Origin of the sequence: Paraglaciecola hydrolytica (assembly GCF_001565895.1) — a bacterium.
Taxonomy (GTDB): Bacteria; Pseudomonadota; Gammaproteobacteria; order Enterobacterales; family Alteromonadaceae; genus Paraglaciecola; species Paraglaciecola hydrolytica.
The window spans coordinates 230903-255606 of record NZ_LSNE01000011.1; the positions used below are offsets into that span (position 1 = coordinate 230903).

General features: G+C 43.7%; 23 protein-coding genes and 1 other annotated feature. Of the genes, 9 read left to right on the forward strand and 14 right to left on the reverse strand.

Features of this window, described 5'->3' with window-relative positions:
* Positions 1 to 54 precede the first annotated feature (54 nt).
* Positions 55 to 1755 carry a hypothetical protein gene (locus tag AX660_RS19445; RefSeq protein ID WP_131811837.1) on the forward strand — a complete coding sequence of 567 codons (1701 nt, stop codon included), beginning with the start codon at positions 55 to 57 and terminating at the stop codon, positions 1753 to 1755.
* Positions 1756 to 1758: 3 nt separating this feature from the next.
* Here AX660_RS19445 and hisIE read toward each other — a convergent pair whose 3' ends face one another.
* The 9 genes from hisIE to hisG all read right to left on the reverse strand — a co-directional run bounded on the left by hisIE (position 1759) and on the right by hisG (position 10528).
* A complete protein-coding gene (hisIE, locus tag AX660_RS19450) occupies positions 1759 to 2379 on the reverse strand; it encodes a bifunctional phosphoribosyl-AMP cyclohydrolase/phosphoribosyl-ATP diphosphatase HisIE (RefSeq protein ID WP_068380817.1) in 621 nt (206 codons plus the stop codon).
* A 254-nt stretch (positions 2380 to 2633) separates the two neighbouring features.
* Positions 2634 to 3407 (reverse strand): imidazole glycerol phosphate synthase subunit HisF, encoded by a 774-nt coding sequence (hisF, locus tag AX660_RS19455; RefSeq protein ID WP_068380820.1) that lies wholly within the window; start codon positions 3405 to 3407, stop codon positions 2634 to 2636.
* A 222-nt stretch (positions 3408 to 3629) separates the two neighbouring features.
* A complete protein-coding gene (locus AX660_RS19460) occupies positions 3630 to 4628 on the reverse strand; it encodes a branched-chain amino acid aminotransferase (protein WP_068380823.1) in 999 nt (332 codons plus the stop codon).
* Positions 4629 to 4775: 147 nt separating this feature from the next.
* A complete protein-coding gene (gene hisA, locus AX660_RS19465; RefSeq protein ID WP_068380826.1) occupies positions 4776 to 5510 on the reverse strand; it encodes a 1-(5-phosphoribosyl)-5-[(5-phosphoribosylamino)methylideneamino]imidazole-4-carboxamide isomerase in 735 nt (244 codons plus the stop codon).
* Between the two features lie 2 nt (positions 5511 to 5512).
* The gene (hisH, locus tag AX660_RS19470) at positions 5513 to 6115 is read right to left on the reverse strand and encodes an imidazole glycerol phosphate synthase subunit HisH (protein ID WP_068380829.1); all 603 of its coding nucleotides are present in this window, start codon (positions 6113 to 6115) and stop codon (positions 5513 to 5515) included.
* A gap of 2 nt (positions 6116 to 6117) precedes the next feature.
* Positions 6118 to 7188 (reverse strand): bifunctional histidinol-phosphatase/imidazoleglycerol-phosphate dehydratase HisB, encoded by a 1071-nt coding sequence (gene hisB, locus AX660_RS19475; protein WP_068380832.1) that lies wholly within the window; start codon positions 7186 to 7188, stop codon positions 6118 to 6120.
* Positions 7185 to 8315: a histidinol-phosphate transaminase gene (gene hisC / locus AX660_RS19480; protein ID WP_068380835.1), complete on the reverse strand. Its 1131-nt coding sequence runs from the start codon at positions 8313 to 8315 to the stop codon at positions 7185 to 7187. Before hisC ends, hisB begins: the two co-directional genes overlap by 4 nt.
* The gene (gene hisD, locus AX660_RS19485; protein ID WP_068380838.1) at positions 8312 to 9613 is read right to left on the reverse strand and encodes a histidinol dehydrogenase; all 1302 of its coding nucleotides are present in this window, start codon (positions 9611 to 9613) and stop codon (positions 8312 to 8314) included. Before hisD ends, hisC begins: the two co-directional genes overlap by 4 nt.
* Positions 9614 to 9628: 15 nt before the next feature.
* Positions 9629 to 10528, reverse strand: a complete 900-nt coding sequence (gene hisG, locus AX660_RS19490) for an ATP phosphoribosyltransferase (protein WP_068380841.1) — start codon at positions 10526 to 10528, stop codon at positions 9629 to 9631.
* 76 nt (positions 10529 to 10604) lie between these two features.
* Positions 10605 to 10718 (reverse strand) — a sequence feature (His leader region).
* 287 nt (positions 10719 to 11005) lie between these two features.
* Between hisG and AX660_RS19495 the strand changes: the two genes are divergently transcribed.
* Positions 11006 to 11299 (forward strand): hypothetical protein, encoded by a 294-nt coding sequence (locus tag AX660_RS19495; RefSeq protein WP_068380844.1) that lies wholly within the window; start codon positions 11006 to 11008, stop codon positions 11297 to 11299.
* Positions 11300 to 11917: 618 nt separating this feature from the next.
* Here AX660_RS19495 and dxs read toward each other — a convergent pair.
* The 3 genes from dxs to xseB all read right to left on the reverse strand — a co-directional run bounded on the left by dxs (position 11918) and on the right by xseB (position 14985).
* Positions 11918 to 13780, reverse strand: coding sequence for a 1-deoxy-D-xylulose-5-phosphate synthase (dxs, locus tag AX660_RS19500; protein ID WP_068380848.1), 1863 nt, complete (start codon positions 13778 to 13780; stop codon positions 11918 to 11920).
* Between the two features lie 63 nt (positions 13781 to 13843).
* Entirely contained in the window at positions 13844 to 14734 is an 891-nt protein-coding gene (ispA, locus tag AX660_RS19505; RefSeq protein ID WP_068380851.1) for a (2E,6E)-farnesyl diphosphate synthase, read from the reverse strand.
* Positions 14734 to 14985, reverse strand: a complete 252-nt coding sequence (gene xseB, locus AX660_RS19510) for an exodeoxyribonuclease VII small subunit (RefSeq protein WP_068380856.1) — start codon at positions 14983 to 14985, stop codon at positions 14734 to 14736. Before xseB ends, ispA begins: the two co-directional genes overlap by 1 nt.
* A 284-nt stretch (positions 14986 to 15269) precedes the next feature.
* On the opposite strand from xseB, the gene pomA reads away from it, so the two are divergent.
* Positions 15270 to 16034, forward strand: coding sequence for a flagellar motor protein PomA (pomA, locus tag AX660_RS19515; protein WP_068380859.1), 765 nt, complete (start codon positions 15270 to 15272; stop codon positions 16032 to 16034).
* 3 nt (positions 16035 to 16037) lie between these two features.
* Positions 16038 to 16976 carry a flagellar motor protein MotB gene (locus AX660_RS19520; protein ID WP_068380862.1) on the forward strand — a complete coding sequence of 313 codons (939 nt, stop codon included), beginning with the start codon at positions 16038 to 16040 and terminating at the stop codon, positions 16974 to 16976.
* Positions 16977 to 17171: 195 nt separating this feature from the next.
* Here AX660_RS19520 and AX660_RS19525 read toward each other — a convergent pair whose 3' ends face one another.
* Positions 17172 to 17939: an outer membrane protein assembly factor BamD gene (locus tag AX660_RS19525; protein WP_068380864.1), complete on the reverse strand. Its 768-nt coding sequence runs from the start codon at positions 17937 to 17939 to the stop codon at positions 17172 to 17174.
* Between the two features lie 167 nt (positions 17940 to 18106).
* Here AX660_RS19525 and rluD point away from each other — a divergent pair, with 167 nt between their 5' ends.
* From rluD to clpB, 3 genes are all read left to right on the forward strand, one after another.
* Positions 18107 to 19090: a 23S rRNA pseudouridine(1911/1915/1917) synthase RluD gene (gene rluD / locus AX660_RS19530; RefSeq protein WP_068380866.1), complete on the forward strand. Its 984-nt coding sequence runs from the start codon at positions 18107 to 18109 to the stop codon at positions 19088 to 19090.
* A 2-nt stretch (positions 19091 to 19092) separates the two neighbouring features.
* Positions 19093 to 19851: a peptidoglycan editing factor PgeF gene (pgeF, locus tag AX660_RS19535; protein ID WP_068380868.1), complete on the forward strand. Its 759-nt coding sequence runs from the start codon at positions 19093 to 19095 to the stop codon at positions 19849 to 19851.
* Between the two features lie 98 nt (positions 19852 to 19949).
* Entirely contained in the window at positions 19950 to 22520 is a 2571-nt protein-coding gene (gene clpB / locus AX660_RS19540) for an ATP-dependent chaperone ClpB (RefSeq protein ID WP_068380870.1), read from the forward strand.
* A gap of 58 nt (positions 22521 to 22578) precedes the next feature.
* Here clpB and AX660_RS23425 read toward each other — a convergent pair whose 3' ends face one another.
* Entirely contained in the window at positions 22579 to 22752 is a 174-nt protein-coding gene (locus AX660_RS23425) for a hypothetical protein (RefSeq protein ID WP_164483522.1), read from the reverse strand.
* A gap of 214 nt (positions 22753 to 22966) precedes the next feature.
* Between AX660_RS23425 and ndk the strand changes: the two genes are divergently transcribed.
* Positions 22967 to 23398, forward strand: coding sequence for a nucleoside-diphosphate kinase (ndk, locus tag AX660_RS19545; RefSeq protein ID WP_068380874.1), 432 nt, complete (start codon positions 22967 to 22969; stop codon positions 23396 to 23398).
* A gap of 156 nt (positions 23399 to 23554) precedes the next feature.
* Positions 23555 to 24700, forward strand: a complete 1146-nt coding sequence (locus AX660_RS19550; protein ID WP_068380876.1) for a bifunctional tRNA (adenosine(37)-C2)-methyltransferase TrmG/ribosomal RNA large subunit methyltransferase RlmN — start codon at positions 23555 to 23557, stop codon at positions 24698 to 24700.
* Positions 24701 to 24704: the final 4 nt, after the last annotated feature.

Here is a 24704-nt window from a genome sequence, read left to right on the forward strand (position 1 = left end):
AAGGTATTTAGCTATAGCGCTGGTAAACTCAGACGTTTTGGAAAGGAATGTATAGTGACAATGTCTCCTCTTGCTATCAACATAGGTGTTTCTGGCCATCGAGATATTCCTGCTAAAGATTGGCCAAAATTAAAAGAAACGTTGGCAACTGAGCTCAATAGCCTTAAAGAACAATTTCCCCATAGCAGTATTAATGTTCTTTCAGGACTTGCTGAGGGGGCCGACCAACTTATGGCGCATGTAGCATTGCAATTGAATTTTAACCTCATTGGCGTGCTGCCTTTTGAGATTGATGAATACGAAAAGGATTTTGCAACTGAGGAGTCACTGGAGCAATTTCGCCATTATCTTAGTCAGTGCAGTGAGATAACAATATGCCGGCGAGAGGCTCACGTTCCTCGTGATAGTGGCTATAGTGAACTGGCAAAGGTATTAGTACAGTTTTCAGATTTGGTTATTGTATTGTGGGATGGCGTTGTAGAAACCAACCAAGATGGGACTATAAGTAGCCCACTGGCAGGTGGAACGGCTGATGTGGTTAATATGTGCCTAGAAGGTTTAGTCGATGATAGAAGTTTGCTGTTTTCTAAACCCAATAAAACATTTTGTAAGTGGTTGGCAGCAAACCGCGAAAGACATAACACACTGCCCGCCACTATTGGTAATCCTGAGATTATAGGCACCTGGAAACCCATCTTGCTCAAAGGTGAGCAGGATATTCGCCTGTTCAATGAAATATTACTTAAAACAGAACGTTTTAACGTAAATGCTTTGGGGGTTAAACAGGAGGCAAAAACGGCTAGCCGGGAATTTTTATTAGGTCCTACGTCTTCGCAAAAAGATTTAGCCGCTATTAATAAATTAATTGATGCCTATACAGTGGCGGATTGTTTGGCACAACTGCGTCAAAAACAACGTCTTACCTCAATAAAATCTATTACTAGCTTGTCCTTCATTGCAATATTGGCTCAACAAATCTATGTCAGTCTGTACCCCAATTGGTTGTGGTTTTCCTTGCATCTTTTTCTGGTCATTGTGGCGGTGGGAATTTATCGAATATTTTTTGTCGGCACCGACACCAAAGAAGAACAATTTGTTGAATGGCGCGTGTTTGCAGAAGATCTACGGGTACAAATATTTTGGTATTTAAGTGGTATTTCCGATCACTGTGCGAATTATTATCGCACCACCAAACTGAATGAAATGGATTGGATCGTAGATAATTTAAACAAACTTATGCTAAATGTTGTTCCCCCCGTGGATTGTGATATTGCCTTTGTGCGGCAACAATGGATTTTAGATCAACGTAACTATTTTGTGGGCCAACGAGGAGAAAGAGGCAGAGCAGCATCTTATTTTCTCAAAGCCAAGCGCCTGCAAAATACCGCAATAGTGTTATTTTGTAGCGCCATTATTTTGATGTTTGTCAGTGTCATTAAAGTACATACTGATTTTTTTCCGGTTATGTCTACTTCAGTATTTTTTGTCATTATTGCCATGTTATTTATTACCTCTGCCCTGATAAAAACCTTTGCGGTACAAATGGGTTTCGAAGAACTCAGTCAGCGTTACTTACGTACGGGGTATTATTTTCAACAAGCGATGGATAAATTAGCTTTGTTAGATAGGCACAATCAACAAGATACAGTCGCCTATCAAAAAATTATTAAAACCATCGGGATTGAAGCGCTCAATGAAAACGCGGCATGGTTGCAATTACATAAGATGAACGCTTATAAAGTGCAGGTCAGCTAGACACTATTTTGTATGTCTAGCTCTTAACACCCCAACTACATCACTCAGGCTCAAGTCACTGGCTTGCAGTAAAACAATCAAGTGATAAAGCAGGTCGGCAGATTCGTTTTTAAGTTCTTCCAAATCTTTTACTGTGGCGGCAAGGGCGGTTTCAACCCCTTCTTCACCGACTTTTTGGGCAATGCGTTTAATGCCTTTACTGTACAAATGCGCGGTATAGCTGGAGTCGGGATCGGCACCTTTACGTGAAGCAATGACTTGCTCTAACTCACCAATAAAACTCAAATCCGCAGACTCACTGTCGAACCAGCAGGTTTCAGTACCAGTATGGCAAGTTGGACCGACAGGGTTAACCAAGGCGAGGAGTGAATCGTCGTCACAATCGCTGGTTATCTCGACAAGGTTTAAACTATTGCCAGACTCTTCGCCTTTAGTCCATAAACGCTGTTTTGAACGGCTAAAGAAAGTGACTAAACCTGTTTCTAGGGTTTTATCTAATGCATCCTGATTCATATAACCCTGCATCAGCACTTTGCCTGATACTGCGTTTTGCACTATGCATGGCAATAAGTTATCCATTTTTTGCCAAGCAAGTTTGGCGACATTATCTTTATTAATCTTCATTGTTATCTCTACAAAATTTAATCATGTGCCAAAAAGCCAAACTATTTACCACAGAGCGCTACGCTCACTGAGAAAGGCAAAGTGACATAAAGTTAAGAAAATAAACGCTTAAATATTACCCAAAACCAAAAAGTGAGCATGTAAAGTATTAACGCAGTTTTTCTAATCTTTTTCTCCGAGTACTCTGTGTTCTCTGTGGTTCATATGTCTTTTGTCTTTAGCTAGCTACTCGTTTCTAGCTTCTATTTACTGGGTTAATCCCTAATCGCTATTTTCTGCGCTCTTAAATAAGCTTTTAAGTCTTGAATAGGGATAATGCCTTTGTGAAATACCGAGGCCGCTAGGGCGCCGTCCACATCGGCTTGTTCAAATACGTCTTTAAAATGAACTAACTCACCGGCACCGCCTGAGGCAATCAAGGGGACTTTGCAGGCTTTACGAATGGCCGCCAGTTGGGCGATGTCATAACCCTGACGTACACCATCTTGGTTCATACAATTGAGTACGATTTCGCCTGCGCCACGTTGCTGTACTTCTTTCACCCAGTCAGCGGTTTGCCAGGTAGTAACCTGAGTGCGGCTTTCATCGCCGGTATATTGATGCACTTGGTAGACACCGGTTTCTTCGTTGTAATAGCTGTCGATGCCGACAACCACACATTGTTGGCCATAGGTATCGTGTAAACGAGTAATCAATTCAGGATCCGCTAAGGCAGGGGAGTTGACCGAAATTTTATCGGCACCCATTTCCAGAATATAACCCGCTTGTTCAACGGTTTTAATGCCTCCAGCCACACAAAACGGAATGTCGATGACTTGGGCGATACGGGTAACCCAGCTTTTATCTACCACACGTTGGTCGCTAGAGGCGGTAATGTCGTAAAACACTAATTCGTCGGCACCCTCTTCAGCATAACGCTGAGCTAGGGGCACTATGTCGCCGATGATCTCATGGTTACGGAATTTAACCCCCTTAACCACTTTGCCATCTTTTACATCTAAACAGGGGATAATGCGTCTTGCGAGCATAATAAACCTTATAAAAAATTACCGGCAGTACAGTACTGCAAAAATATTCAATACAGAGAATGCAGAGAACACCCAATTATCTTTCTCAAAGAGCTTAGTGATATGTTAAAGCCAAGTTGGAGTGTTTACTCTGTCTTTGGCTTTACCTATCGACCCTCTGTGTTCTCTGTGGTTAATTGCTTTTAGTCTTTGAGCTATTTACTAGTATCTATTTACGGACGTTTAGCAGACCTTAGTTAACCAACCATGAGTGTCAGGTGCTTTGCCCCACTGAATATCGTTCAGTGCTTGGCGTAATTTTTGGGTTGTAGGACCTGCTTCGCCTGAGCCTACTTTGATCTCTTTTCCATTATGGATAAAGGTGCCAATAGGCGTTAATACCGCCGCGGTTCCTGATAACGCGGCTTCTACACCGGGTTTGGCAGCACGTTCAAGTAGTTCTCTCACCGTGAGGTTACGTTCGCTAATGGTCATGCCCAAATCAGCCGCTAGGGTCAATATGCTTGAGCGAGTTACACCATGTAAAAAGCTTGAATCTAAACCTTTGGTGATGATTTCGTTGCCATCAATAAGTAAGAAGTTGGCCGCGCCGGTTTCTTGCACGTCGCCATTGGGACAGAACAAAATTTGGTCGGCTTGTACTTCTGCTTTAGCTTTTAGGATAGGGCCCAACGCGCTGGCATAGTTACCACCACTTTTGATCATGCCCATGTGAGGCGCGCAACGCATGCCCGTTTCATCTAGTAAAATCCGTAAAGCTTTAGCGCCGCCGGCAAAATAGTCGCCAACCGGTGATAACAAAACGTACAACATGGATGATAAAGTGGGTGCTGCGGCTTTGCCGATAGCGCCTTCCGTGCCAATGTGGGTCGGACGAATGTACATCGAACCCGGAGGTAGAGGTACATCAGCAGCGTATTGGGCCACGATGTCCACTATCATCTTAGATACTTGTGCTTCGTCGATGGCGGGCAAAGATAAAAAACGGCTGCTTTGGGCAAAGCGTTTGACGTTTTGATCCATACGAAATAAATGCACACTGCCATCACTGTGGCGGAAGGCTTTTAGCCCTTCAAAGCAGGTGCTTGAATAGTGCAATACATGGGCGCCGGGATGTAATTGTATACTGTCCGCAGCCACTGTTTGTGCCTGACCCCACTGATTATTTTCGAAGGTGGTTAATGCCATCTTTGGCATAAACACTGTACCAAACGCCGCCATTGTCTTTTCCTATTTAGTTAGTTTTTACCCATACATGTCACACATTGTTTCATGTACTAATATTTGTCTGCCAATTATTCAATAACGGCTTTAAACACGCAATCTTAGTGCTGGTATTAGCTCCGCTCGTTTGGCTCAATTTGTTTGTTATTCTTTCCAGCATTGAATAGCTTGTTCGACGGTAAATTTACCTTCGAGCAAAGCGCGACCCAAGATCACGCCGCTCACCCCAGTGGGTTTAAGTATTTCAATATCTGCTAAGCTGCCAATGCCACCTGAGGCTTGCCAGCCTACAGTAGGGAAACGTGCGGCCATTTCTTGATAAAGCTGATGGTTAGCACCTTGTAAAGTACCGTCGCGACTAATATCAGTGCACAGCACATGTTTGGCCCCTACGGTTAAAAAGTCTTCGAGTAAGGCCTCGATAGAAACTCCCGAGTTTTGTTGCCAGCCGTGGGTGGCAATAAACTTGTTACCGGCTTCATCAATATTGATATCCAAGGCTAATACGATGGCTTCTGGCCCGTATTGTTTAACCCAGCCTTTCACCAGTTCAGGCTCTTTTACTGCCAGTGAGCCGATAACTACTCGTTTAACACCGATGTCCAGTAATTGTGCTACATCTTGTTCAGAGCGAATACCACCACCGGCTTGAAAATCCATGCGTTTAGTCGCGACCATGTTACCGATTAAATCTAACTGACGTTTGTTGGTATCTTTGGCGCCGGTTAAGTCGACTATATGCAGCCACTTAGCCCCTTGATCGGCGTAGTCATGTACCACAGCGATAGGGTCTAACTTGTATTCGGTTTTTTGTGCATAGTCGCCTTGAAACAAACGTACGACCGAGCCTTCTATTAAATCTATGGCAGGTATAATCATGGTTACAACTCAATAAAATTCTTTAATAACTGGGCGCCCGCATCGCTGGAACGTTCAGGGTGAAACTGCACACCAAAAAAATTGTCTTTGTGCAGGGCGGCTGAAAAGTTCATGCCGTACTGGCAACTCGCTAGGGTAAATTCGCTGATGTCCACGGCAAAACTGTGCACAAAATAAAAATAGGTGCCAGTTGGAATGCCTTTAAATAATGACGTTTCATCTACCGGAGTCACGGTATTCCAACCCATATGGGGCAAACGTAAGTCGCCAACCTGCATGCGTTTAACCTCACCGGGGATCAGGTTTAAACAGGGGGTGGAACCAGTCAAACTCTCTGCTGATTTCTCAACCATCAACTGCATGCCTAAACAAATGCCTAATACGGGTTGAGTTAAACCTTGTATGGTCTTAATTAACTGCTTTTGTTCGATACTGGCCATGGCCGCATTGGCACTGCCAACACCGGGTAAAAATACTTTGTCGGCGCTTTTGATAATATCGAGCTTATCACTGACCTCGACCTTTACACCCAAACGTTCAACGGCAAATTTTACCGAGGAAATATTGGCGCAGCCGGTATTTACGATGACAATGTTTTGAGCCATGACTATAAGGTTCCTTTACTGCTGGGTAGGGCTTCACCTTGTTTGTGAATAGCCTGACGTAAAGCACGGCCAAACACTTTAAACAAACTTTCGACTTGATGATGGGCATTGCCCTCGGTGGTAGAAAGGTGCAATGACAAACCCATAGCCTGAGCAATCGAATAAAAGAAATGGGGCACCATTTCGGTGGCCATTTCACCTACGGTATCGCGGCTAAACACGGCATCAAATTTAAGGTGAGGGCGGTTCGAAATATCCAAAATACATTCGGCGCGACATTCATCCATGGGTAAAGCAAACCCAAAACGACCTATACCCCGTTTGTCACCAAGGGCCTTTTTCATGGCTTCACCTAAGGCAAGGGCGGTATCTTCCACACTGTGGTGATCATCGATGTGCAAGTCGCCATCGGTTTTTAAGATCAATTCAAATCCGCCATGGGTAGCGATTTGGTCCAGCATGTGATCAAAAAAGCCCACGCCAGTATGAATAGTCGACTTGGCCGTAGAGTCTAAATCCACCGTCACTTCGATATTAGTCTCGGAAGTTTTGCGCACTACAGTAGCCACGCGGCTAGAAGCCAAAAGTTGTTTTTGAATGGCAGGCCAGTCATTAAGAATGCGGTCATACTTGATGCCCACAATGCCCATATTTTCAGCTAGCTGGATATCAGTTTGACGATCACCAATTACAAAGGAGCGGGTAAAATCCACTCTACCTTGTTGTAAATAGTCTTTCACTAGCCCGAGTTTGGGTTTACGGCAACTGCAGTTTTGATTATCAAAATGTGAGCAAATCAATACGTCATCAAAAATCACGCCTTGGCTGGAAAAAATATCCATCATTTTATTGTGAGCCAAATCAAAATCGGCTTGTGGAAAACTATCTGTACCTAAACCGTCTTGGTTCGACACTAAAACTAAACGAAAACCACTTTGTTGTAGTTTAAGTAATACCGGAATAACTTGCGGTTCAAAAACCAGTTTTTCTAAGGTATCTAATTGTTTATCAATAGCTGGCTCTTCAACTAGGGTACCGTCACGGTCGATAAAAAGAATGGCTTGTTGACTCATGCTGGGCTTCCTGTGTTCGATTGGCTGGCAAAAAATTGTTTAATAAGGCTTAGCAAGTGCTGGTTTTGTTCAACATTACCCACGGTAATGCGCAAGCAATTGGCTAAATTACGTTGTTTACTTTGGTCGCGAATAAACATCTTGTGAGAGACTAAAAAGTCCATCAAAGCTTGCTTTTGCGCGCTGCGGAATAAGATAAAGTTGGCCTTATCATCCCCCACTAACTCAATACCTGGGAAGTTGCTTAAAGCCTGTTTAAGCTTGGCTTTTTCATCGCTGATAGTCTCAACCTGTAAGGTCATCAAAGCTAAACCTTTGGCACTTAGCGCTTGCTCGGCAATCTGTGCTACAGGTTGTGGCATAGGGTAGGGCGCAATTACTTTTAATAAAGTATGAATAATGGCTTCGTTAGCCAGAGTAAAACCGCAGCGAATACCGGCTAAAGCAAAGGCTTTAGATAAAGTACGCAAGATCACTAAATTAGGATATTCAGCCAGTTTAGTGGCAAAGGTACACGTGGCATCAAATTCAATATAGGCCTCGTCAACCACCACTAAAGCCGAATCAGCAAAGTGGTTTAACACTTGTTCAATTTGCTGTGGCGCAACGCTAGTGCCTGTTGGGTTATTGGGTGAGCAGATAAAAACGATGTTGACCTTATCTTTGAAGGTTTTGATGGCCTCAATATCTAAGGAAAAATCAGGCTTGAGCAAGGCAACATCAACACCCACATTGCAGGTTTCTGCACTAATGGCATACATGCCGTAAGTAGGGGGGCAGATTAATATGCTGTCTTTACCTGGGGTGCAAAAAGCGCGAATGAGTAACTCTATGCCTTCATCGGCACCACGACTAACCAGCAGTTGTTTGTTGTTCACACCTGCATAGGACGCGTAGGGCTTAATGACTGCACTGGGCTGACAATCGGGATAGCGATTTAACAAGTCACTGTCTATCGAATACTCGTTGGCAAAAGGCGATTCGTTGGCGTTTAGCCATACCGGGACTTGTGCATCTTGGTTATTATCGCTGGCGGCAAACAAACGGCGTGCCGATTCGTAGGGCACTAAGGCTTTGAGATTTTCGCACACCAGTTTGTCCACTAGAGTTTGAACATTGGCTGTCATTGCGTAGCGTCTCCATCTTGTAATCTTAACGCCACGGCTTGTCTGTGGGCGTCTAAACCTTCTGCATCGGCTAAGTCCATGATGGCATTGCCAATATTTTTAAGGCCCTGATAAGAGAGTTCTTGCACGGTATAACGGCGCATAAAATCGGCTAAACCTAAGCTCGAATAATTACGTGCATAACCGTAGGTGGGCAATACATGGTTAGTGCCACTGGCATAATCGCCTGCTGATTCGGGTGACCACTTACCCACAAATATGGAGCCAGCGTTAGTCAACTTAGGCAGAGCTGCACGGGCATTTTCAATCTGCACAATTAAGTGTTCAGGTGCGTAAGCATTACTCACCGCAAAAGCCTGCTCGAGTGAGTCCGTGAGAATATAACGACTGTGTTGCACCGCTTGCTCAGCGATATTTTGGCGACTCAAAGTTGTTAATTGTTTAGTCACTTGTGCTTTAACCGCATCGATAAGCGTGGCACTGTCAGACACTAATACTGCCTGTGAATCAGCGCCATGTTCGGCTTGGGATAATAAGTCAGAAGCTACAAATACTGGGTTAGCTTGAGAGTCAGCAATCACTAATACTTCTGAAGGGCCTGCAGGCATATCAATAGCTGGGCCAGCCGGAATACGGCTAACTTGTTGTTTGGCTTCGGTCACAAAGCTATTGCCAGGACCAAATATTTTATCCACTTTGGCAATAGATTCAGTGCCTAGAGCGAGTGCTGCAATCGCCTGAGCGCCACCGACTAAATAGATTTCATCAATGCCACAAAGCTCGGCGGCGTAACGGATCTCAAGAGCTATTTCGCCGTCTTTGTTAGGCGGCGTACACAGCACTTTGCGTGCACAACCAGCGACTTGAGCGCTTACACCTAACATTAAAACAGTCGAGGGCAGTGGTGCACTACCACCTGGAATATACAAACCCACTGAGCTTAAAGGCGCATGTTTTAATTCACACACTACACCGGGGGATGTTTCAACTGTTACATCTTGTGGATACTGGGCTTGATGAAAGGCTTTGATGTTGGCATAAGCCACTTCAATAGCGCTTTTTACCTTGGGACTAAGCTGTGCTGCGAGGTTTTGCATGGCTGAGTCAGCAATACGTAATTGGCTCAGTTTCGCCCCATCAAAACGTTCGGTCAGAGCCAATAAGGCTTGATCACCTTGGCTACTGACTTGACTGATAATGTCGGCCACAATCTGGCTTAACGTAGCCGAGTCTGCCATGGCAGGACGGCTCAGTAAGCTTTGCTGTTGCTGTTGATTAAGTAGGGACCACTTTTGCATGAGACCTGCTCGCTCCTAGTTCATCATCTTTTCAATGGGCATAACCAGTATTGAACTGCAGCCCAATGCTTTAAGTTTTTCCATGGTTTCCCAAAATAGATTTTCTGGACTCACCACGTGAATGGCCACGGTTTTATCATTACCCGCCAGTGGCAATACTGTTGGGTTTTCTGAACCGGGCAACAAGGATTTAACTTGCTCTAAATAGGCCAAAGGTGCGTGCAACATGATGTATTTGCTTTCTTTGGCTTGAATAACGCCATCAATACGAGGTAATAATTTGTTGATCAAAGATTGTTTGGCTTCAGTCAGTTCGCCAGCACGTTGAATAAATACCGCTTTTGAACGGAAGATCACATCTTCTTCATGCAAACCATTGGCTTCTAAAGTGGCACCAGTTGAAACCAAATCACAAATCGCATCGGCCACACCAGCCCGTGGTGCAACTTCTACCGAGCCGGTTAACATAACCGCTTTAGCTTCAACGTTTTGCTCTTTGAAAAAGCGTTCAAGTAAAAACGGATAAGTAGTCGCGACTTTTTTACCGGCTAAGGACTGCACACCTTGATAATTAAATTCATTAGGTACAGCTATGGATAAACGACAGCCACCATAGTCTAAACGGCGTAATTCAATATATTCGTGTTGCTTGCCTGCCGCTTGGCGTTCGAGCATTTTTTCTTCTAATTCGTTTTCACCAATAAAACCAAGATCAACCACGCCATCCATTACCAGACCAGGGATATCGTCGTCGCGCACTAACAATAAGTCGATGGGTTGATTGGTAGAATGAGCAATGAGTAAACGATCACGAATTTGTAGTTTAATGCCAATGGCTTTTAACAAAGCGATACTGTCGTCGCTAAGGCGACCGGATTTTTGTACCGCGATACGAAGTCTGTTGCTGTCACTCATGTTTGTTCCCGTTTTATAAAATCAAAAAGTTAATAGTTTGCTTGCCGTTCATTCTCTTCTTGGGGCCATTTAAATGAAAAACCCCCGGAAGTTGCCTTCCGAGGGTTGAGAAAATTTTCTGCGCCACTGGAAGGATTCAATAAACCTTCCAGCCTAGACCTGAAAGGTTAAGCTTTGTGGTGATGGACGACTTGCAGTGAATTTTTCAAAATAAATTAATCCTGTTTGAAAGTGCTGAGCAACCCATGTTGCTTTTAAAAATGTTGGCACTCAATAATGGCGCATACATTATGCAATTGAGGGGCTTATTGCAAGGGTAAATACAGGGCAATTATCAGGTTTTTGCCTCTTACTTAAAACAAAATCGACTATTAAAGGTCTTATCTTATAAGACCTTGTTTATCTCAGTGATTTAAAGACTTAAGTAAAAGAGGCGATATAGGTTTACAACTGCTTAAAAAATGGACGGATATTGTTATGAGTAACGATTTGCTATTTTCAGTATTACCTCGTCAGGGCACGGTACCTATTGCCCATGATGAACACAAAGTACAGAAAGTCTCGAAAGAGGCTGCTTTGCGTGCGCTTAACGATGAAGAGCAGGAGTTACATCTAGAAGAGCGAGAGGCCCGTGAAAAACAGCAGCAATCGCAGTCAAAAAATAAATCTCAAGTCCCTGCCAAAGAAGAAGAGGCTAGTGAAGACAATCAGCAAATCAAGGACAAGGATAAATCAGATAAAGGTTTTAAACACTTAGATATTTACGTTTAAGGCTTAAAGGGATTTTTGTTCAATCTGTGTAAGTGCATGCTGTAATTCTTCAAGATACTGGGTTTTATCGAAACAAGGGGTTGGGAAGTCTTTTTAGCTCCAATACCAACCTTGTTTCTGTTTTGTTTTGTCATCACGATGGGGATTGAGCCAATGTCCCTAGTATACAAACTGTTGATAACATTCCATTTTTGCCAAAAATATCCAACAACTATATTCACCACAATCGCAGGCGTAAGACATTAAAGTTGTCGTTTGTTGGTTTAATGCGGCCTGAATATCCGTGATAGAAAAAGTTGGTATAAGAGCCATTAATTTCCCACAAATAACAGCGCGAGCTAAAAGTTAATACGCCCTAGTGTAAGTAAAATATTCTACAATGAAATAGTAACGAGCTTGCATGATGAAGCCACTTTTGTTGTGCTCGCCAGGCATGGTGCGTAGCTGGGAGAGGAGGGCCATTTTCGCCATTACTCTCAAACATCCTAGGGACTGACTTTAATAACGAGCTTGAACGCCGAGGACATAAGTTCTGCCGTTAGGCGGATGACTGTAGTATCTATGTCAAAAGTGACCACGTGGGGCAGCGCGTTTTTTTTAACGTTTCCCTTCAAAAGCTTAAGCTTGAAAAGCAGCGATTTTCGCTAGTATCCCCGCTGCATCCATGCCCAATTCAGCATACATTTCTTGTTGGGTACCTTGCATAATAAACTCATCAGGCAAACCTACTTGCAGTAGTTTACAGCTGTGTTTACTCGACATGAGATATTCCGCAACTGCGCTGCCTGCACCGCCCATGATTGCACCGTCTTCTAGGCTGACAAATAAGTCGTGGTTGGCTGCCAGTTGCTCAATGATGGCGGTGTCTAATGGTTTAACAAAACGCATATCAATGACCGTGGCGTTGATTTGTTCGCCAGCCGCCTGAGCAAAAGGTAATAACACCCCAAAGTTTAGAATCGCGACTTTTTCGCCTGTGCGAATAGTGCGGCTTTTGCCCAGTGGCATCTCCGTCATTTCGGTTTCAGGGGTAACGCCAGTTGCGGCACCACGGGGGTAACGCACTGCGGCGGGTTTGTTGAGTTTATGGCCGGTATACAACATTTGGCGGCATTCATTTTCGTCGGCAGGCGCCATGATCACCATGTTGGGAATACAGCGCAAAAACGGGATGTCAAAGGCACCTTGGTGAGTTGGGCCATCGGCACCCACTAAACCTGCACGATCGATGGCAAACAATACCGGCAAATTCTGTAAGGCTACATCGTGGATCAATTGATCGTAAGCCCGTTGTAAAAAGGTTGAATAAATCGCAACTACAGCGTTGAGGCCTTCTTTGGCGAGGCCTGCGGCAAAGGTTACGGCATGTTGTTCGGCAATGGCTACATCAAAGTACTGCTCAGGAAACTGTTGGGAAAATTTTACCATGCCCGAGCCTTCTCGCATGGCCGGAGTGACTGCCATTAATTTAGGATCAAGTGTTGCCATGTCACACAACCAGTCGCCAAAGATGGCGGAAAAGGTGGGGTTGCTGGGGGCTGATTTGGGTAAACCTGCGGCATTAGGATTAAATTTGGGGACAGCATGAAATTTAATGGGGTCACGCTCGGCGAGCTCAAAACCCTTACCTTTTTTGGTCACTACATGCAGGATTTGTGGACCCTTGATATTGCGCATATTACGCAGAGTTTCGACTACGCCTTTAACATCATGGCCATCGATAGGGCCAATATAATTAAAGCCCAGTTCTTCAAATATGGTGCCTGGTACTACCATGCCTTTGATGTGCTCTTCGGCGCGGCTGGCAAATTCTTTGATGGGGGGCACAGAGCTTAGTAATTTTTTACTGCCATCTCGAATGGTATTAAACAAACTGCCGGTGAGTAAGCGGGCCAAGTGGCTATTAAGCGCACCAACGTTTTCGGAGATAGACATCTCGTTATCGTTCAGTACCACTAACAAATCTTTGTCGATGTCTCCACCGTGATTTAAGGCTTCAAAAGCCATGCCGGCGGTCATCGCACCATCGCCAATCACGGCAACAACTTTACGGCCTTTATTTTCTTTTTCGGCCGCAACGGCCATGCCCAAAGCGGCACTGATAGACGTGGACGAATGTCCCACGGCAAAAGTATCGTATTCACTTTCGGGCGGCCAAGGGAAGGGGTGTAACCCTCCTTTTTGGCGAATAGTAGGCATACGCTCACGTCTGCCGGTGAGTATTTTATGTGGATAGGCTTGATGGCCCACATCCCATAACAAACGATCAAAAGGGGTGTTATATACGTAATGCAAAGCCACGGTTAACTCAACCGTTCCCAACCCTGAGGCAAAATGACCACTACTTTGACTAACACAAGTTAACAGGTACTGACGTAACTCGGCAGATAGCTGTTGGAGTTTTTCTTGTGGTAAGCCACGCAGTTGGTCAGGCGTATTGGCTTGCGCCAATATGGGGTAGTTTGCAAGATCTAGGGTCATGAATGGCTAGTCAACTATAGGGTTATTATTTTTCATGCAATGCCATACAAATATTAGTTTGGTTTAATACTTGCGCTGAATAATGAAATCGGTAAAAGATTCCAACATCTGGGTATTGTAAGGTAAAGCGTGCAAAGCTTGAAGCGCTTGTTGATGTAAGTCGTACAGATAAGCCTTCGCTTGCTCTAATCCAAGCAGAGCCGGATAGGTACTTTTGTTTAATGCTTGGTCTGAACCCTGTGGTTTACCTAAGGTGGCCGAATCACTAGTCACATCAAGAATGTCATCTTGCACTTGAAACGCTAGGCCGATGAGTTGGGCATAACGCTGCATGTGCATGTTATTTTCTGTACTTACGTCATCTGTTAAGGCCATTACCATCGACACACAGGCAGAGATCAAGGCGCCAGTTTTTTTGCTGTGCAATGATTCAAGTTGTTGTTGGTCAATGAGTTGATTAGTCGCGGCCAAATCCATAGCTTGGCCTCCACACATGCCCGAATAACCAGCGGCCTGACTTAATATTTTAACCAAATCAATGCGCTTAGCTTGGGTTTTGTCACTTAATTCACAATGACAGAGTATTTCAAAAGCAAGGGTTTGCAAGGCATCACCGGCCAATATCGCGGTGGCTTCATCAAATTTAATGTGGCAAGTAGGTTGTCCACGACGCAGATCGTCATCATCCATGGCGGGTAAATCGTCATGGATTAGGGAATACGCATGGATTGCTTCAATGGCAGCAGCAGGGCCTAGCAAATCAGCGGCTTTAAGACCGATCATTTCACCACAGGCCATAGTCAAAAACGGTCGCATACGTTTGCCTCCAATTAACAAGGCATAACGCATGGCCTGTTTTAATTGTGGTGCGTGTTCTGGCAGTCGCTCAATGACATCAACTAAATAGCTATTAACAGCGTGGGAAACCTGCTGCTGGTATTCGTTAAGATCCATTAGTTGTCAGTATTATCAGTGTCGAAATCTAACAAGTTAGCCTGGCCATTTTGGCTCATCAAAATCTGTACTTTTTGCTCAGCATCTTTCAGTTTCTGCTGACTCAATCGGGCCAGTTGGATGCCTCGTTCAAAATTTTGCAGAGCATCTTCCAAGGGCAAATCGCCTTGTTCCATTTTACTGACTATGGTTTCAAGTTCTTGCATCGACTGTTCAAAGGATAAGGTTTCTACTTTTTTACGCGTGGTCATATTGTCTTCGATATGGCTGGCCTAAGTGCCAAGTTGAGCGCACCATACCTGAGCAAAAAAATCGGGTCAAACACTTTTCAATGTCATTTAGCTGCTTTATTTGGTGGTTGTTTAGCAACTTATCCTGTTTTGTTAATATGGGCCTATAGTATCTGCTTAATTAGTCGATAAAATACTGAAATATGTCAGTAATTTAGTTGTTTTAAGATGGCCTTTTATACGGCAAACTGCATTATAGTGGTTTCAGTTAACATGATCTGTTTAGTTATCTTTGGGAGTAGAGTGTGGATTTAGCAACCATAATAGGAATTCTTGGCTCTATCGGCTTTGTCGTTATGGCAATGGTGCAGGGGGGGGAATTAATGATGTTTGTTAACGTACCTTCTATCCTGATTGTATTTTGTGGCAGTCTTTTTGTGGTCTTGTCTCAATATACTCTTGGACAATTTTTTGGTGCCGGAAAAATAGCCGGTAAAGCCTTTATGTTCAAAATCGAAACCCCAGAGTCACAAATTGAAAAAATTGTCGAAATGGCCGATGCTGCCAGAAAAGGGGGGTTTTTGGCCTTAGAAGAAGCTGAAATTGCCAATCCTTTTATGCAAAAAGGGGTGGATATGTTGGTAGATGGTCATGACGTGGAAGTGGTTAGAGCCACGTTAGCCAAAGATATTAGCATGACCTCAGAGCGCCATTTATTTGGTAAAAGTATTTTTAAAGGCTTAGGCGATGTGGCACCTGCCATGGGCATGATAGGTACACTGGTGGGACTTGTTGCCATGTTATCAAACATGGATGATCCTAAATCTATCGGTCCGGCGATGGCCGTGGCCTTGTTAACAACTTTATATGGTGCAATGTTGGCCAACCTTGTTTGTTTGCCAATAGCGGTAAAACTGGGTAACCGTGCAGACGAAGAAAAGCTCAATCAAAGTTTAGTGCTCGACGGCATCATTGGTATAGCTGATGGGCAAAACCCGAGGGTTATTGAAGGTATTTTGAAAAGTTATCTTGCTGCGAATAAACGCGGTAAAGAAGCGGACGCCGAGTAAGCTATGGCTGACGAACAAGATTGTCCCGTTTGTCCACCGGAGGGTCTACCTGCTTGGATGGGCACCTTTGCCGATTTAATGTCGCTATTGATGTGTTTTTTTGTTTTGTTGTTATCCTTTTCGGAAATGGACGTACTTAAGTTTAAACAAATCGCAGGCTCGATGAAGTTTGCTTTTGGTGTGCAGAATAAAATTGAAGTCAAAGATATTCCCAAAGGCACCAGCGTGATTGCCATGGAGTTTAGACCTGGGCGCCCAGAACCCACGCCTATTGATACTATTCAACAACAAACCATCGAAATGACTCAGCAGATGTTAGAGTTTCAAGCCGGTAGTGAAGATTCTGCGGGCGGCAGACAAAAACAACGGGGTGAGCAAAGAGGCGGGGCAGCCCAACAAACTGCCAGCGAGCAAAGTGCGAGTAGTCAAACTGCTCAGAGTAAAGATCCCAGCCAAGAACAAACCAGTGAGCGCCTGAAAAAGGTGGAGCAACAATTAGAAAAAGAAATTGTTGATGGGGCCATCGAGATGGAATCTTTAGGTCAGCAAATCACCATAAGGATCCGCGAGAATGGTTCTTTCTCGGCAGGCTCGGCTTTTTTACAACCCCAGTTTAAGCCGATTATACGCAAAATTGGTATGGTGCTGGCGGATATGCCAGGAGATGTAGAAATTTCTGGGCACAGTGATAGTCAGCATATTTCCAATGAACTGTATCGCTCTAATTGGGATTTATCTGCCCAGCGTGCTGTGGCAGTGGCCGAAGAATTACGCAAGGCTCCTGGTTTTGACGAAAGCCGTATGTCTGTAGTGGGCAAAGCTGATACTGATCCTCTGGTGCAAGCCAAAGATGCGCAAGGTCGTAGTCGCAATCGGCGGGTAGAGATTGCGATTAAACAAGGTAAACCTAAGATCTCTGAGCCTATTTCGGTGCTGGAATAAGTACTTGTCTATCGCTGTATTAGTCTGTGCGATAAGAGACGTGTATCAAGCATATGTTTCATTTGAAGTGGCTTGTGTCGGTGTTGCTTTAGTTGCGAATATTTATAGAAACTCTGCACCATCTCCTAATAAACCTCAGACACAAAAAAAGCGCTAGGCTAGCGCTTTTTCATCGAACATCGAATTACTTGCTACTTAACTAATAAAACTGCTATTGGGGTAGTTAAGTTTTAAGGTTTTCATGGCGTTGATTTTGAGCTCTTCCAAATTTAGCTGATCATAACATTCCACCATGATTTCCAGCGCTTCTTGCACGTGGGTGGTGTCTGAATAATATTCCAGTACATAGCGGCCACGGTTAGCTGCAGCGACAAAAGCCTCACGGCGCATGTAAAAACGTGCGATGGCTATTTCATATTTAGCTAAACGACTTTTAATATGCAACATGCGTTTTTGCGCATCTGCGGCATATTTACTTTCGGGAAACTTTTCAATCAGGTGTCTGAAATCTTCAAAGGCTTCACGAGAATGGGAAGGGTCGCGATCAGAACGGTCGATACCAATCAATTCTTGAAATAAATTTTTATCGGTTTCCATATTGGTTAAACCACGCATATACAGAGCATAATCCACATCGGAATGATTAGGGTTGAGGCGGGTAAAACGGTCAATGGTGGCAATGGCTTCGGTGCTTTTACCCGATTTGTAATAACTATAAATGAGATCAAGCTGGATTTGATGGGAGTAAGGACCAAAAGGATATTTGGAGTCAAGGGAGCTAAGGGTGGCTGTCGCCGCACCGAAGTTACCTAACTTCATTTTTTCTTTGGCATCCAAGTACATCGCTTGTTCGCTGCGGTTTCCAATGACGATATCCTGTTCATCTGGAGATGAGGAACAGCCTACTACTAAGATAAGCACACCGCTTAGCATTAAGGTATAAATTGAAGATCTTTTGCTCATATTGTTTCTAATTACTCTTATTTATTGACTGATACCTGATATGTCGTTCATTGAGTATCAAAAATCCGTTAGAATAGTCGTTTATCGATAATTGCTGCGCATTCTACCCTAGCAAATTGGGCTATGCACATATTAATCGTCATGTAACCCTACTGGATCTTTATTGAATGTCTACCCACAGTGAAAAAATTCACTTGCAAGCAAGTGTACCGCAAAATCTATTTGGCAAACGCTTAGATCAAGCTTTAGCCGAAATGTTCCCTGATTATTCACGTTCACGCTTAAAAGAATGGATTTTAAGCGATTGTGTGACCATAAATAACCACGTAGTTAACGTACCCCGTGAAAAAATGATGGGCGAAGAAACGATTGAAATCAACGCCACCATTGAAGTACAGGTGCAACACGAAGGTCAAAAAATCAAGTTAGATATCGTCTACGAAGATGATGACATTTTAGTGATCAATAAACCGGCTAACTTAGTGGTGCACCCTGGTGCAGGTAATAACAGTGGCACAATCTTAAATGCGCTAATTAACCATGCACCCCAAATTGCCAACGTGCCGCGTGCAGGCATTGTGCATCGTTTAGATAAAGATACTACCGGTTTGATGGTGGTGGCCAAAACCATTATTGCCCAATCTAAATTAGTCGAGCAGTTGCAAGCCCGTGAAGTTAGCCGCGAATACGAAGCTATTGTTTACGGTACTATGGTGGCAGGTGGCACAGTAGATGCGCCTATAGGTAGACATCCAACTAAACGAATCAATATGGCGGTGCGCGAGTCCGGTAAGCCAGCGGTGACTCATTATCGGGTAAAAGAAAAATTCCGCGCTCATACCTATATTAGACTTAAATTAGAATCGGGTCGTACTCACCAAATACGAGTGCATATGTCGCATATTCGTTTTCCTATTGTGGGCGATCCTAATTATGGTGGTCGTCCACGTCCACCTAAAGCCGCCAACGAGGAGTTTATTGAAACCTTACGCGCCTTTCGCCGTCAGGCATTACATGCGGTGCAATTAGAATTAGTGCATCCGGTAAGTGGTGATTGGATGAGCTGGCATGCGCCATTGCCTGCCGATTTTGTGCATTTGTTGTCGATAATTCGTGGCGACAAAGTCATTAATGGCAATGGTGAGATTTAGTTTTGCCTGAGATTGATTTAATTAAACCTAAGTGGCAAGCACCGGCTAATGTGGTGGCTTATACAAGCTGTCGCACTGGTGGTGACTCGCTGCCACCTTTTGCATCGTTTAATGTCGCCCAACATGTGGGTGACGATGCAAAGACAGTGGAGTTAAATCGCCAAAAACTCAGCAACCATAAAAATTTTGTGTGGCTGCAACAAGTGCACAGTAATCTGTGCCTAACATTGCCACTACAAGCTTCCTTGCAAAATAATGCATCACTGGCAGTGGACGCAGTTTGCACTCGCGAGCCGATGCAGGTTTGCGCAGTGATGACAGCAGATTGTTTGCCAATTTTATTGTGTAATAAACAAGGAACTCAAGTTGCAGCAGTGCATGCTGGTTGGCGTGGTTTAGCCGATGGCATCATCGAAAACACCGTCAAACAAATGAATGATGCTGGAAGTGAGTTGCTAGCCTGGTTAGGTCCGGCTATTAGTCAGGCTAATTTTGAGGTGGGTAGCGAGGTTTATCAGGCTTTTTCTGCCTATCCCGAGGCGTTTATATCCTCCCCCAATAGCACTCTAGACCAACCCAAATACCTCGCTGATTTATATGCAATTGCTCGACGCAAACTGACTGCCCTTGGAATAAGCAATATCACAGGAGGAGATTTTTGCACCTATGCTCAAGATTCGTTATTTTTCTCTCATCGACGCGCTACACACCTGGGTTTAAACACCACAGGGCGCATGGTCAGTGCAGTTTATTTACGCTGAAATATTAAAAATTTTATTGGATTCTAAAAAACCTTACTTGAATTGTGGTTATATGGCACCCATAACTGACTCATATACAATCGTTATGGAGTCATATTATGCGATTAGACAGTTTTACCAGCAAATTCCAGTTAGCCATCTCTGAAGCTCAATCATTAGCCTTAGGCAGAGACCATCAATATATTGAGCCAGTGCATTTATTAAGTGCCTTATTAAATCAACAAGGTGGTTCGGTTCGTTCCTTATTTGATCATGCTCAGCTAAATATCAACGGCTTACGTTCCGCTTTGGCAGAAGCATTGGATAAACTACCTCGTGTTGATGGTACAGGTGGCGATGTGCAACTTGGCAAAGACACCATCGTCTTACTGAATTTAAGCGATAAAATTGCGCAAAAACGTAAAGATCAGTACATCACCTCTGAGATCTTTGTGCTGGCTGCTGTGCAAGATAAAGGTAGGTTAGGGCAGATACTTAAACAATTTGGTGCTGATGAGCAAAAAATTGAAAAAGCCATAGAAAAAATGCGTGGCGGACAAAAAGTCACCGATCAAAATGCCGAAGATGTGCGTCAGGCCTTAGAAAAATTTACCACTGATCTAACCGAGCGAGCCGAACAAGGTAAGCTCGATCCTGTTATTGGGCGGGATGATGAAATTCGCCGCACTATTCAAGTCTTACAACGTCGTACCAAAAATAATCCAGTGTTAATTGGTGAGCCGGGTGTGGGTAAAACCGCCATTGCCGAAGGTTTAGCTCAGCGTATTATTAATGGTGAAGTGCCTGAAGGTCTTAAACATAAACGAGTATTGTCTCTGGATATGGGCGCGTTGATTGCGGGTGCTAAATTTCGTGGTGAGTTTGAAGAACGTTTAAAAGCGGTACTAAATGAACTCGCCAAAGAAGAAGGCCGGATTATTCTGTTTATCGACGAGCTGCATACCATGGTTGGTGCCGGTAAAGGTGAGGGCGCAATGGACGCCGGCAATATGCTTAAACCTGCCTTAGCACGAGGTGACTTGCACTGCGTGGGGGCGACCACGCTTAATGAATATCGCCAATATATCGAAAAAGATGCTGCTTTAGAGAGACGTTTCCAAAAGGTATTGGTGGATCAACCCAGTGTCGAAGATACCATTGCCATTTTACGTGGTTTGAAAGAGCGTTATGAATTACATCATTCGGTGGAAATCACCGATCCGGCCATCGTTGCAGCGGCATCTTTATCCCATCGTTATATTAGTGATCGCCAATTACCCGATAAAGCCATTGATTTAATTGATGAAGCGGCATCGAGTATCCGTTTGCAAATGGACTCTAAACCAGAAGAAATGGACAAACTCGAAAGGCGAGTGATCCAACTTAAATTAGAAGAGCAGGCGCTATCCAAAGAAAAAGATGACGCCAGTCATAAACGTCTAGAGCTGATTGAAATTGAACGTGAACAAGCTGAACTCAAATTTTCGGAATTAGAGACAGTATGGTTGGCCGAAAAACAAGCAATGCAAGGCACCCAAACGATTCGCTCTGAACTTGAGCAAGCGAAGCTAGATTTAGAAATAGCGCGCCGTGCCTCAGATTTAAGTCGTATGTCTGAGTTGCAATATGGCCGTATTCCAGAGTTAGAAAGCAAACTCGAATTAGCCACCGAGTCAGAAAATCTCGAAACCACCTTATTAAAAAACCGTGTAACCGAACATGAAATAGCCGATGTGTTGTCACGTTGGACTGGTATTCCAGTGTCCAAAATGCTCGAAGGCGAAAAAGAAAAACTGCTGAATATGGAAAGTGCATTGCATCAACGTGTGGTTGGCCAAGCTGAAGCCGTCAGTGCGGTAGCAAATGCCATAAGACGTTCAAGAGCAGGTTTATCAGATCCCAATCGTCCTATAGGTTCATTTTTGTTTCTAGGGCCTACAGGTGTGGGTAAAACCGAACTGTGTAAAACCTTAGCAAGTTTTCTGTTTGATACCGAAGATGCCATGGTACGTATAGATATGTCTGAATTTATGGAACGACATTCAGTGGCGCGTATGGTGGGAGCGCCTCCCGGCTATGTGGGATACGAAGAAGGTGGTTATTTAACCGAGGCCGTGCGCAGAAAACCTTATTCAGTTATCTTGCTGGATGAAGTTGAAAAAGCCCACCCGGATGTATTTAACATATTGTTGCAAGTGCTTGATGATGGTCGTTTGACCGATGGACAAGGGCGCACGGTGGATTTTAAAAACACCGTGATCATCATGACCTCCAACTTAGGCTCTGATATTATCCAAGATGCCAATCGAGATAATAATTATGAGCAAATGAAAAGCTTGGTGATGGGAGAGGTCGCGCAACATTTTCGCCCTGAGTTTTTAAATCGGATTGATGATGCCGTGGTTTTCCATCCACTGGGTCGTGAACAAATTAAATCTATAGCTAAAATCCAATTGCTGTCTTTAAGACAACGTTTAGCTGATAAAGGCTTTAAATTAGAATTGAGTCAAGCGGCTTTAGAAAAATTAGCCGAAGCAGGTTTTGATCCTGTTTATGGTGCAAGACCATTAAAACGGGCTATTCAAACTGAGATAGAAAATCCTTTGGCACAAAAAATTCTTGCGGGTAATTTAGGTGTCGATGGCATGGTTAGGATCGACGCTAATGACCATGGTTTTATTATCAACTAGTGAAGTACATTGCTGGGATTTACCAGTCAGATAAGCTGACTGGTATATTGTTGATTAGTTAACGCTGAGTCAGCCATAACATTACGCTATAAAAAATGGCGATAGTGGTTGAAGATACCAAAATATAGATAAATCCCTGTTTACCCTGAGATAGGCTATAACCACGGATCCGCAAATAAACAAACCATATCAAACACAAAGTAACGGGCAGTAAAAATAAAAATCGGATCAAAAGCTTTCTCCTATAAATAACATTGGTATAAGCCTAACAGAAAAAAGCCCGTAGCCAATGAGTCCAAGTACTAATAAATTGCTTGTTGAATGAGGGAGTTAATAAAAACTCTTGGGATCTATTAGGTATTTAGGCACTAATTGCATATAATCCGCGCGAAAAATTTTGCTAACCTGTTTTAGCTGTGTATTTACTAATTTATGGAGTCCAGAAAATGGCTTTAGAGCGCACTTTCTCAATCATCAAACCAGACGCTGTTGCAAAAAATGTAATTGGCGCAATTTACAATCGCTTCGAAACCGCTGGCTTACGAATTGTTGCATCAAAAATGTTACATTTAAGCAAAGAGCAAGCTGAAGGCTTTTACGCCGAGCATAGCGCACGTCCATTTTTTGGCGCACTTGTTAGCTTCATGACTTCAGGTCCAGTTATGATCCAAGTGCTTGAAGGCGAAAACGCAGTACGTAAAAACCGTGAAATTATGGGGGCAACTAACCCTGCTGAAGCTTTGGCTGGTACTTTACGTGCTGACTACGCTGCTTCTATCGACGAAAATGCTTGTCACGGTTCTGACGCTGCTGAATCTGCTGCTCGTGAGATTGCTTATTTCTTCGCTGATGAAGAACTTTGCCCACGTACACGTTAATTTTATTGATAAATTAACTTAAAAGGGAGCCTTGGCTCCCTTTTGTGCTATCTATACCCATGTCAGTTTAAACTTAGCAGTTTTAAATTGCCGCGCAGTTTGAGGTGACATGGTTATAATTTAGTTTAATGTGTGTCTAGAATATCGAGGTTACCTGTGACTGTTGAAACATCAACGCTGAAATCCATCAAAACCAACTTGCTTGACTTTAATCGGGCGGGCTTACGGGCTTATTTCAGTGAAATAGGTGAAAAACCTTTTAGAGCTGATCAAGTCATGAAATGGATTTACCAGCAGGGAGTCGCTGATTTTGATTTGATGACTAATCTCAATAAAGATTTACGCGCTAAATTAATTGCAAGTTGTGAAGTGCGAGCCCCCGAGATCGCTTATCAACAAAATGCTTCTGATGGCACCATAAAATTTGCCTTGCGTTTAGAAGGTGGACAAGAAGTTGAAACCGTGTGGATCCCCGAAGGTGACAGAGCAACATTATGTGTGTCTTCACAGGTAGGTTGTGCACTGGAATGTACTTTTTGCTCGACGGCTCAACAAGGTTTTAACCGTAATCTAAAAGTCTCGGAAATTATCGGTCAAGTATGGCGAGTGGCCACTACAATAGGTTTGAACAATGACTCGGCTCGTCGTCCTATCACCAACGTGGTGATGATGGGCATGGGTGAGCCACTATTGAATCTTAAAAACGTAGTGCCAGCCATGGATTTGATGTTAGATGACTTAGCTTTTGGTTTGTCTAAACGCCGTGTCACCTTAAGCACCTCTGGTGTGGTGCCTGCGCTGGATTTATTAGGTGATCAAATAGATGTTGCCTTGGCCATATCCTTACACGCACCAGACGATAAACTGCGTGATGAAATAGTACCGGTAAACAAAAAATATCCGATTGAAGTGTTTTTAGCCGCTGTGCGCCGTTATTTAGCAAAATCCAACGCCAATCAAGGCAAAGTGACGGTTGAATATGTGATGCTTAATGGTATTAATGACAGCACCGACCAAGCTCATCAACTGGCTAAAGTATTAGCGAGTACACCAAGTAAAATTAATCTAATTCCGTTTAATCCTTATCCAGGTTCGCCCTATACCTGTTCTAGCAATTCTCGTATCGATCGTTTTGCTAAAGTCTTGATGGAATACGGCTTTATTGTAGTGGTGCGCAAAACTCGTGGTGAAGATATTGATGCTGCATGTGGTCAATTAGTAGGCGATGTGGTTGATAGAACAAAAAGAATGTTGAAAAAACAACTTAAGGGCGAGAATATTTCGGTAAAGATGGCACAATAGATTT

What these genes read in the sequence shown, in the direction of transcription:
- hisIE (WP_068380817.1), bottom strand. Translation starts at nt 2,379, where the DNA reads ATGAAGATTAATAAAGATAATGTCGCCAAACTTGCTTGGCAAAAAATG.
- hisF (WP_068380820.1), bottom strand. Translation starts at nt 3,407, where the DNA reads ATGCTCGCAAGACGCATTATCCCCTGTTTAGATGTAAAAGATGGCAAA.
- AX660_RS19460 (WP_068380823.1), bottom strand. Translation starts at nt 4,628, where the DNA reads ATGGCGGCGTTTGGTACAGTGTTTATGCCAAAGATGGCATTAACCACC.
- hisA (WP_068380826.1), bottom strand. Translation starts at nt 5,510, where the DNA reads ATGATTATACCTGCCATAGATTTAATAGAAGGCTCGGTCGTACGTTTG.
- hisH (WP_068380829.1), bottom strand. Translation starts at nt 6,115, where the DNA reads ATGGCTCAAAACATTGTCATCGTAAATACCGGCTGCGCCAATATTTCC.
- hisB (WP_068380832.1), bottom strand. Translation starts at nt 7,188, where the DNA reads ATGAGTCAACAAGCCATTCTTTTTATCGACCGTGACGGTACCCTAGTT.
- hisC (WP_068380835.1), bottom strand. Translation starts at nt 8,315, where the DNA reads ATGACAGCCAATGTTCAAACTCTAGTGGACAAACTGGTGTGCGAAAAT.
- hisD (WP_068380838.1), bottom strand. Translation starts at nt 9,613, where the DNA reads ATGCAAAAGTGGTCCCTACTTAATCAACAGCAACAGCAAAGCTTACTG.
- hisG (WP_068380841.1), bottom strand. Translation starts at nt 10,528, where the DNA reads ATGAGTGACAGCAACAGACTTCGTATCGCGGTACAAAAATCCGGTCGC.
- AX660_RS19495 (WP_068380844.1), top strand. Translation starts at nt 11,006, where the DNA reads ATGAGTAACGATTTGCTATTTTCAGTATTACCTCGTCAGGGCACGGTA.
- dxs (WP_068380848.1), bottom strand. Translation starts at nt 13,780, where the DNA reads ATGACCCTAGATCTTGCAAACTACCCCATATTGGCGCAAGCCAATACG.
- ispA (WP_068380851.1), bottom strand. Translation starts at nt 14,734, where the DNA reads ATGGATCTTAACGAATACCAGCAGCAGGTTTCCCACGCTGTTAATAGC.
- xseB (WP_068380856.1), bottom strand. Translation starts at nt 14,985, where the DNA reads ATGACCACGCGTAAAAAAGTAGAAACCTTATCCTTTGAACAGTCGATG.
- AX660_RS19520 (WP_068380862.1), top strand. Translation starts at nt 16,038, where the DNA reads ATGGCTGACGAACAAGATTGTCCCGTTTGTCCACCGGAGGGTCTACCT.
- AX660_RS19525 (WP_068380864.1), bottom strand. Translation starts at nt 17,939, where the DNA reads ATGAGCAAAAGATCTTCAATTTATACCTTAATGCTAAGCGGTGTGCTT.
- rluD (WP_068380866.1), top strand. Translation starts at nt 18,107, where the DNA reads ATGTCTACCCACAGTGAAAAAATTCACTTGCAAGCAAGTGTACCGCAA.
- clpB (WP_068380870.1), top strand. Translation starts at nt 19,950, where the DNA reads ATGCGATTAGACAGTTTTACCAGCAAATTCCAGTTAGCCATCTCTGAA.
- ndk (WP_068380874.1), top strand. Translation starts at nt 22,967, where the DNA reads ATGGCTTTAGAGCGCACTTTCTCAATCATCAAACCAGACGCTGTTGCA.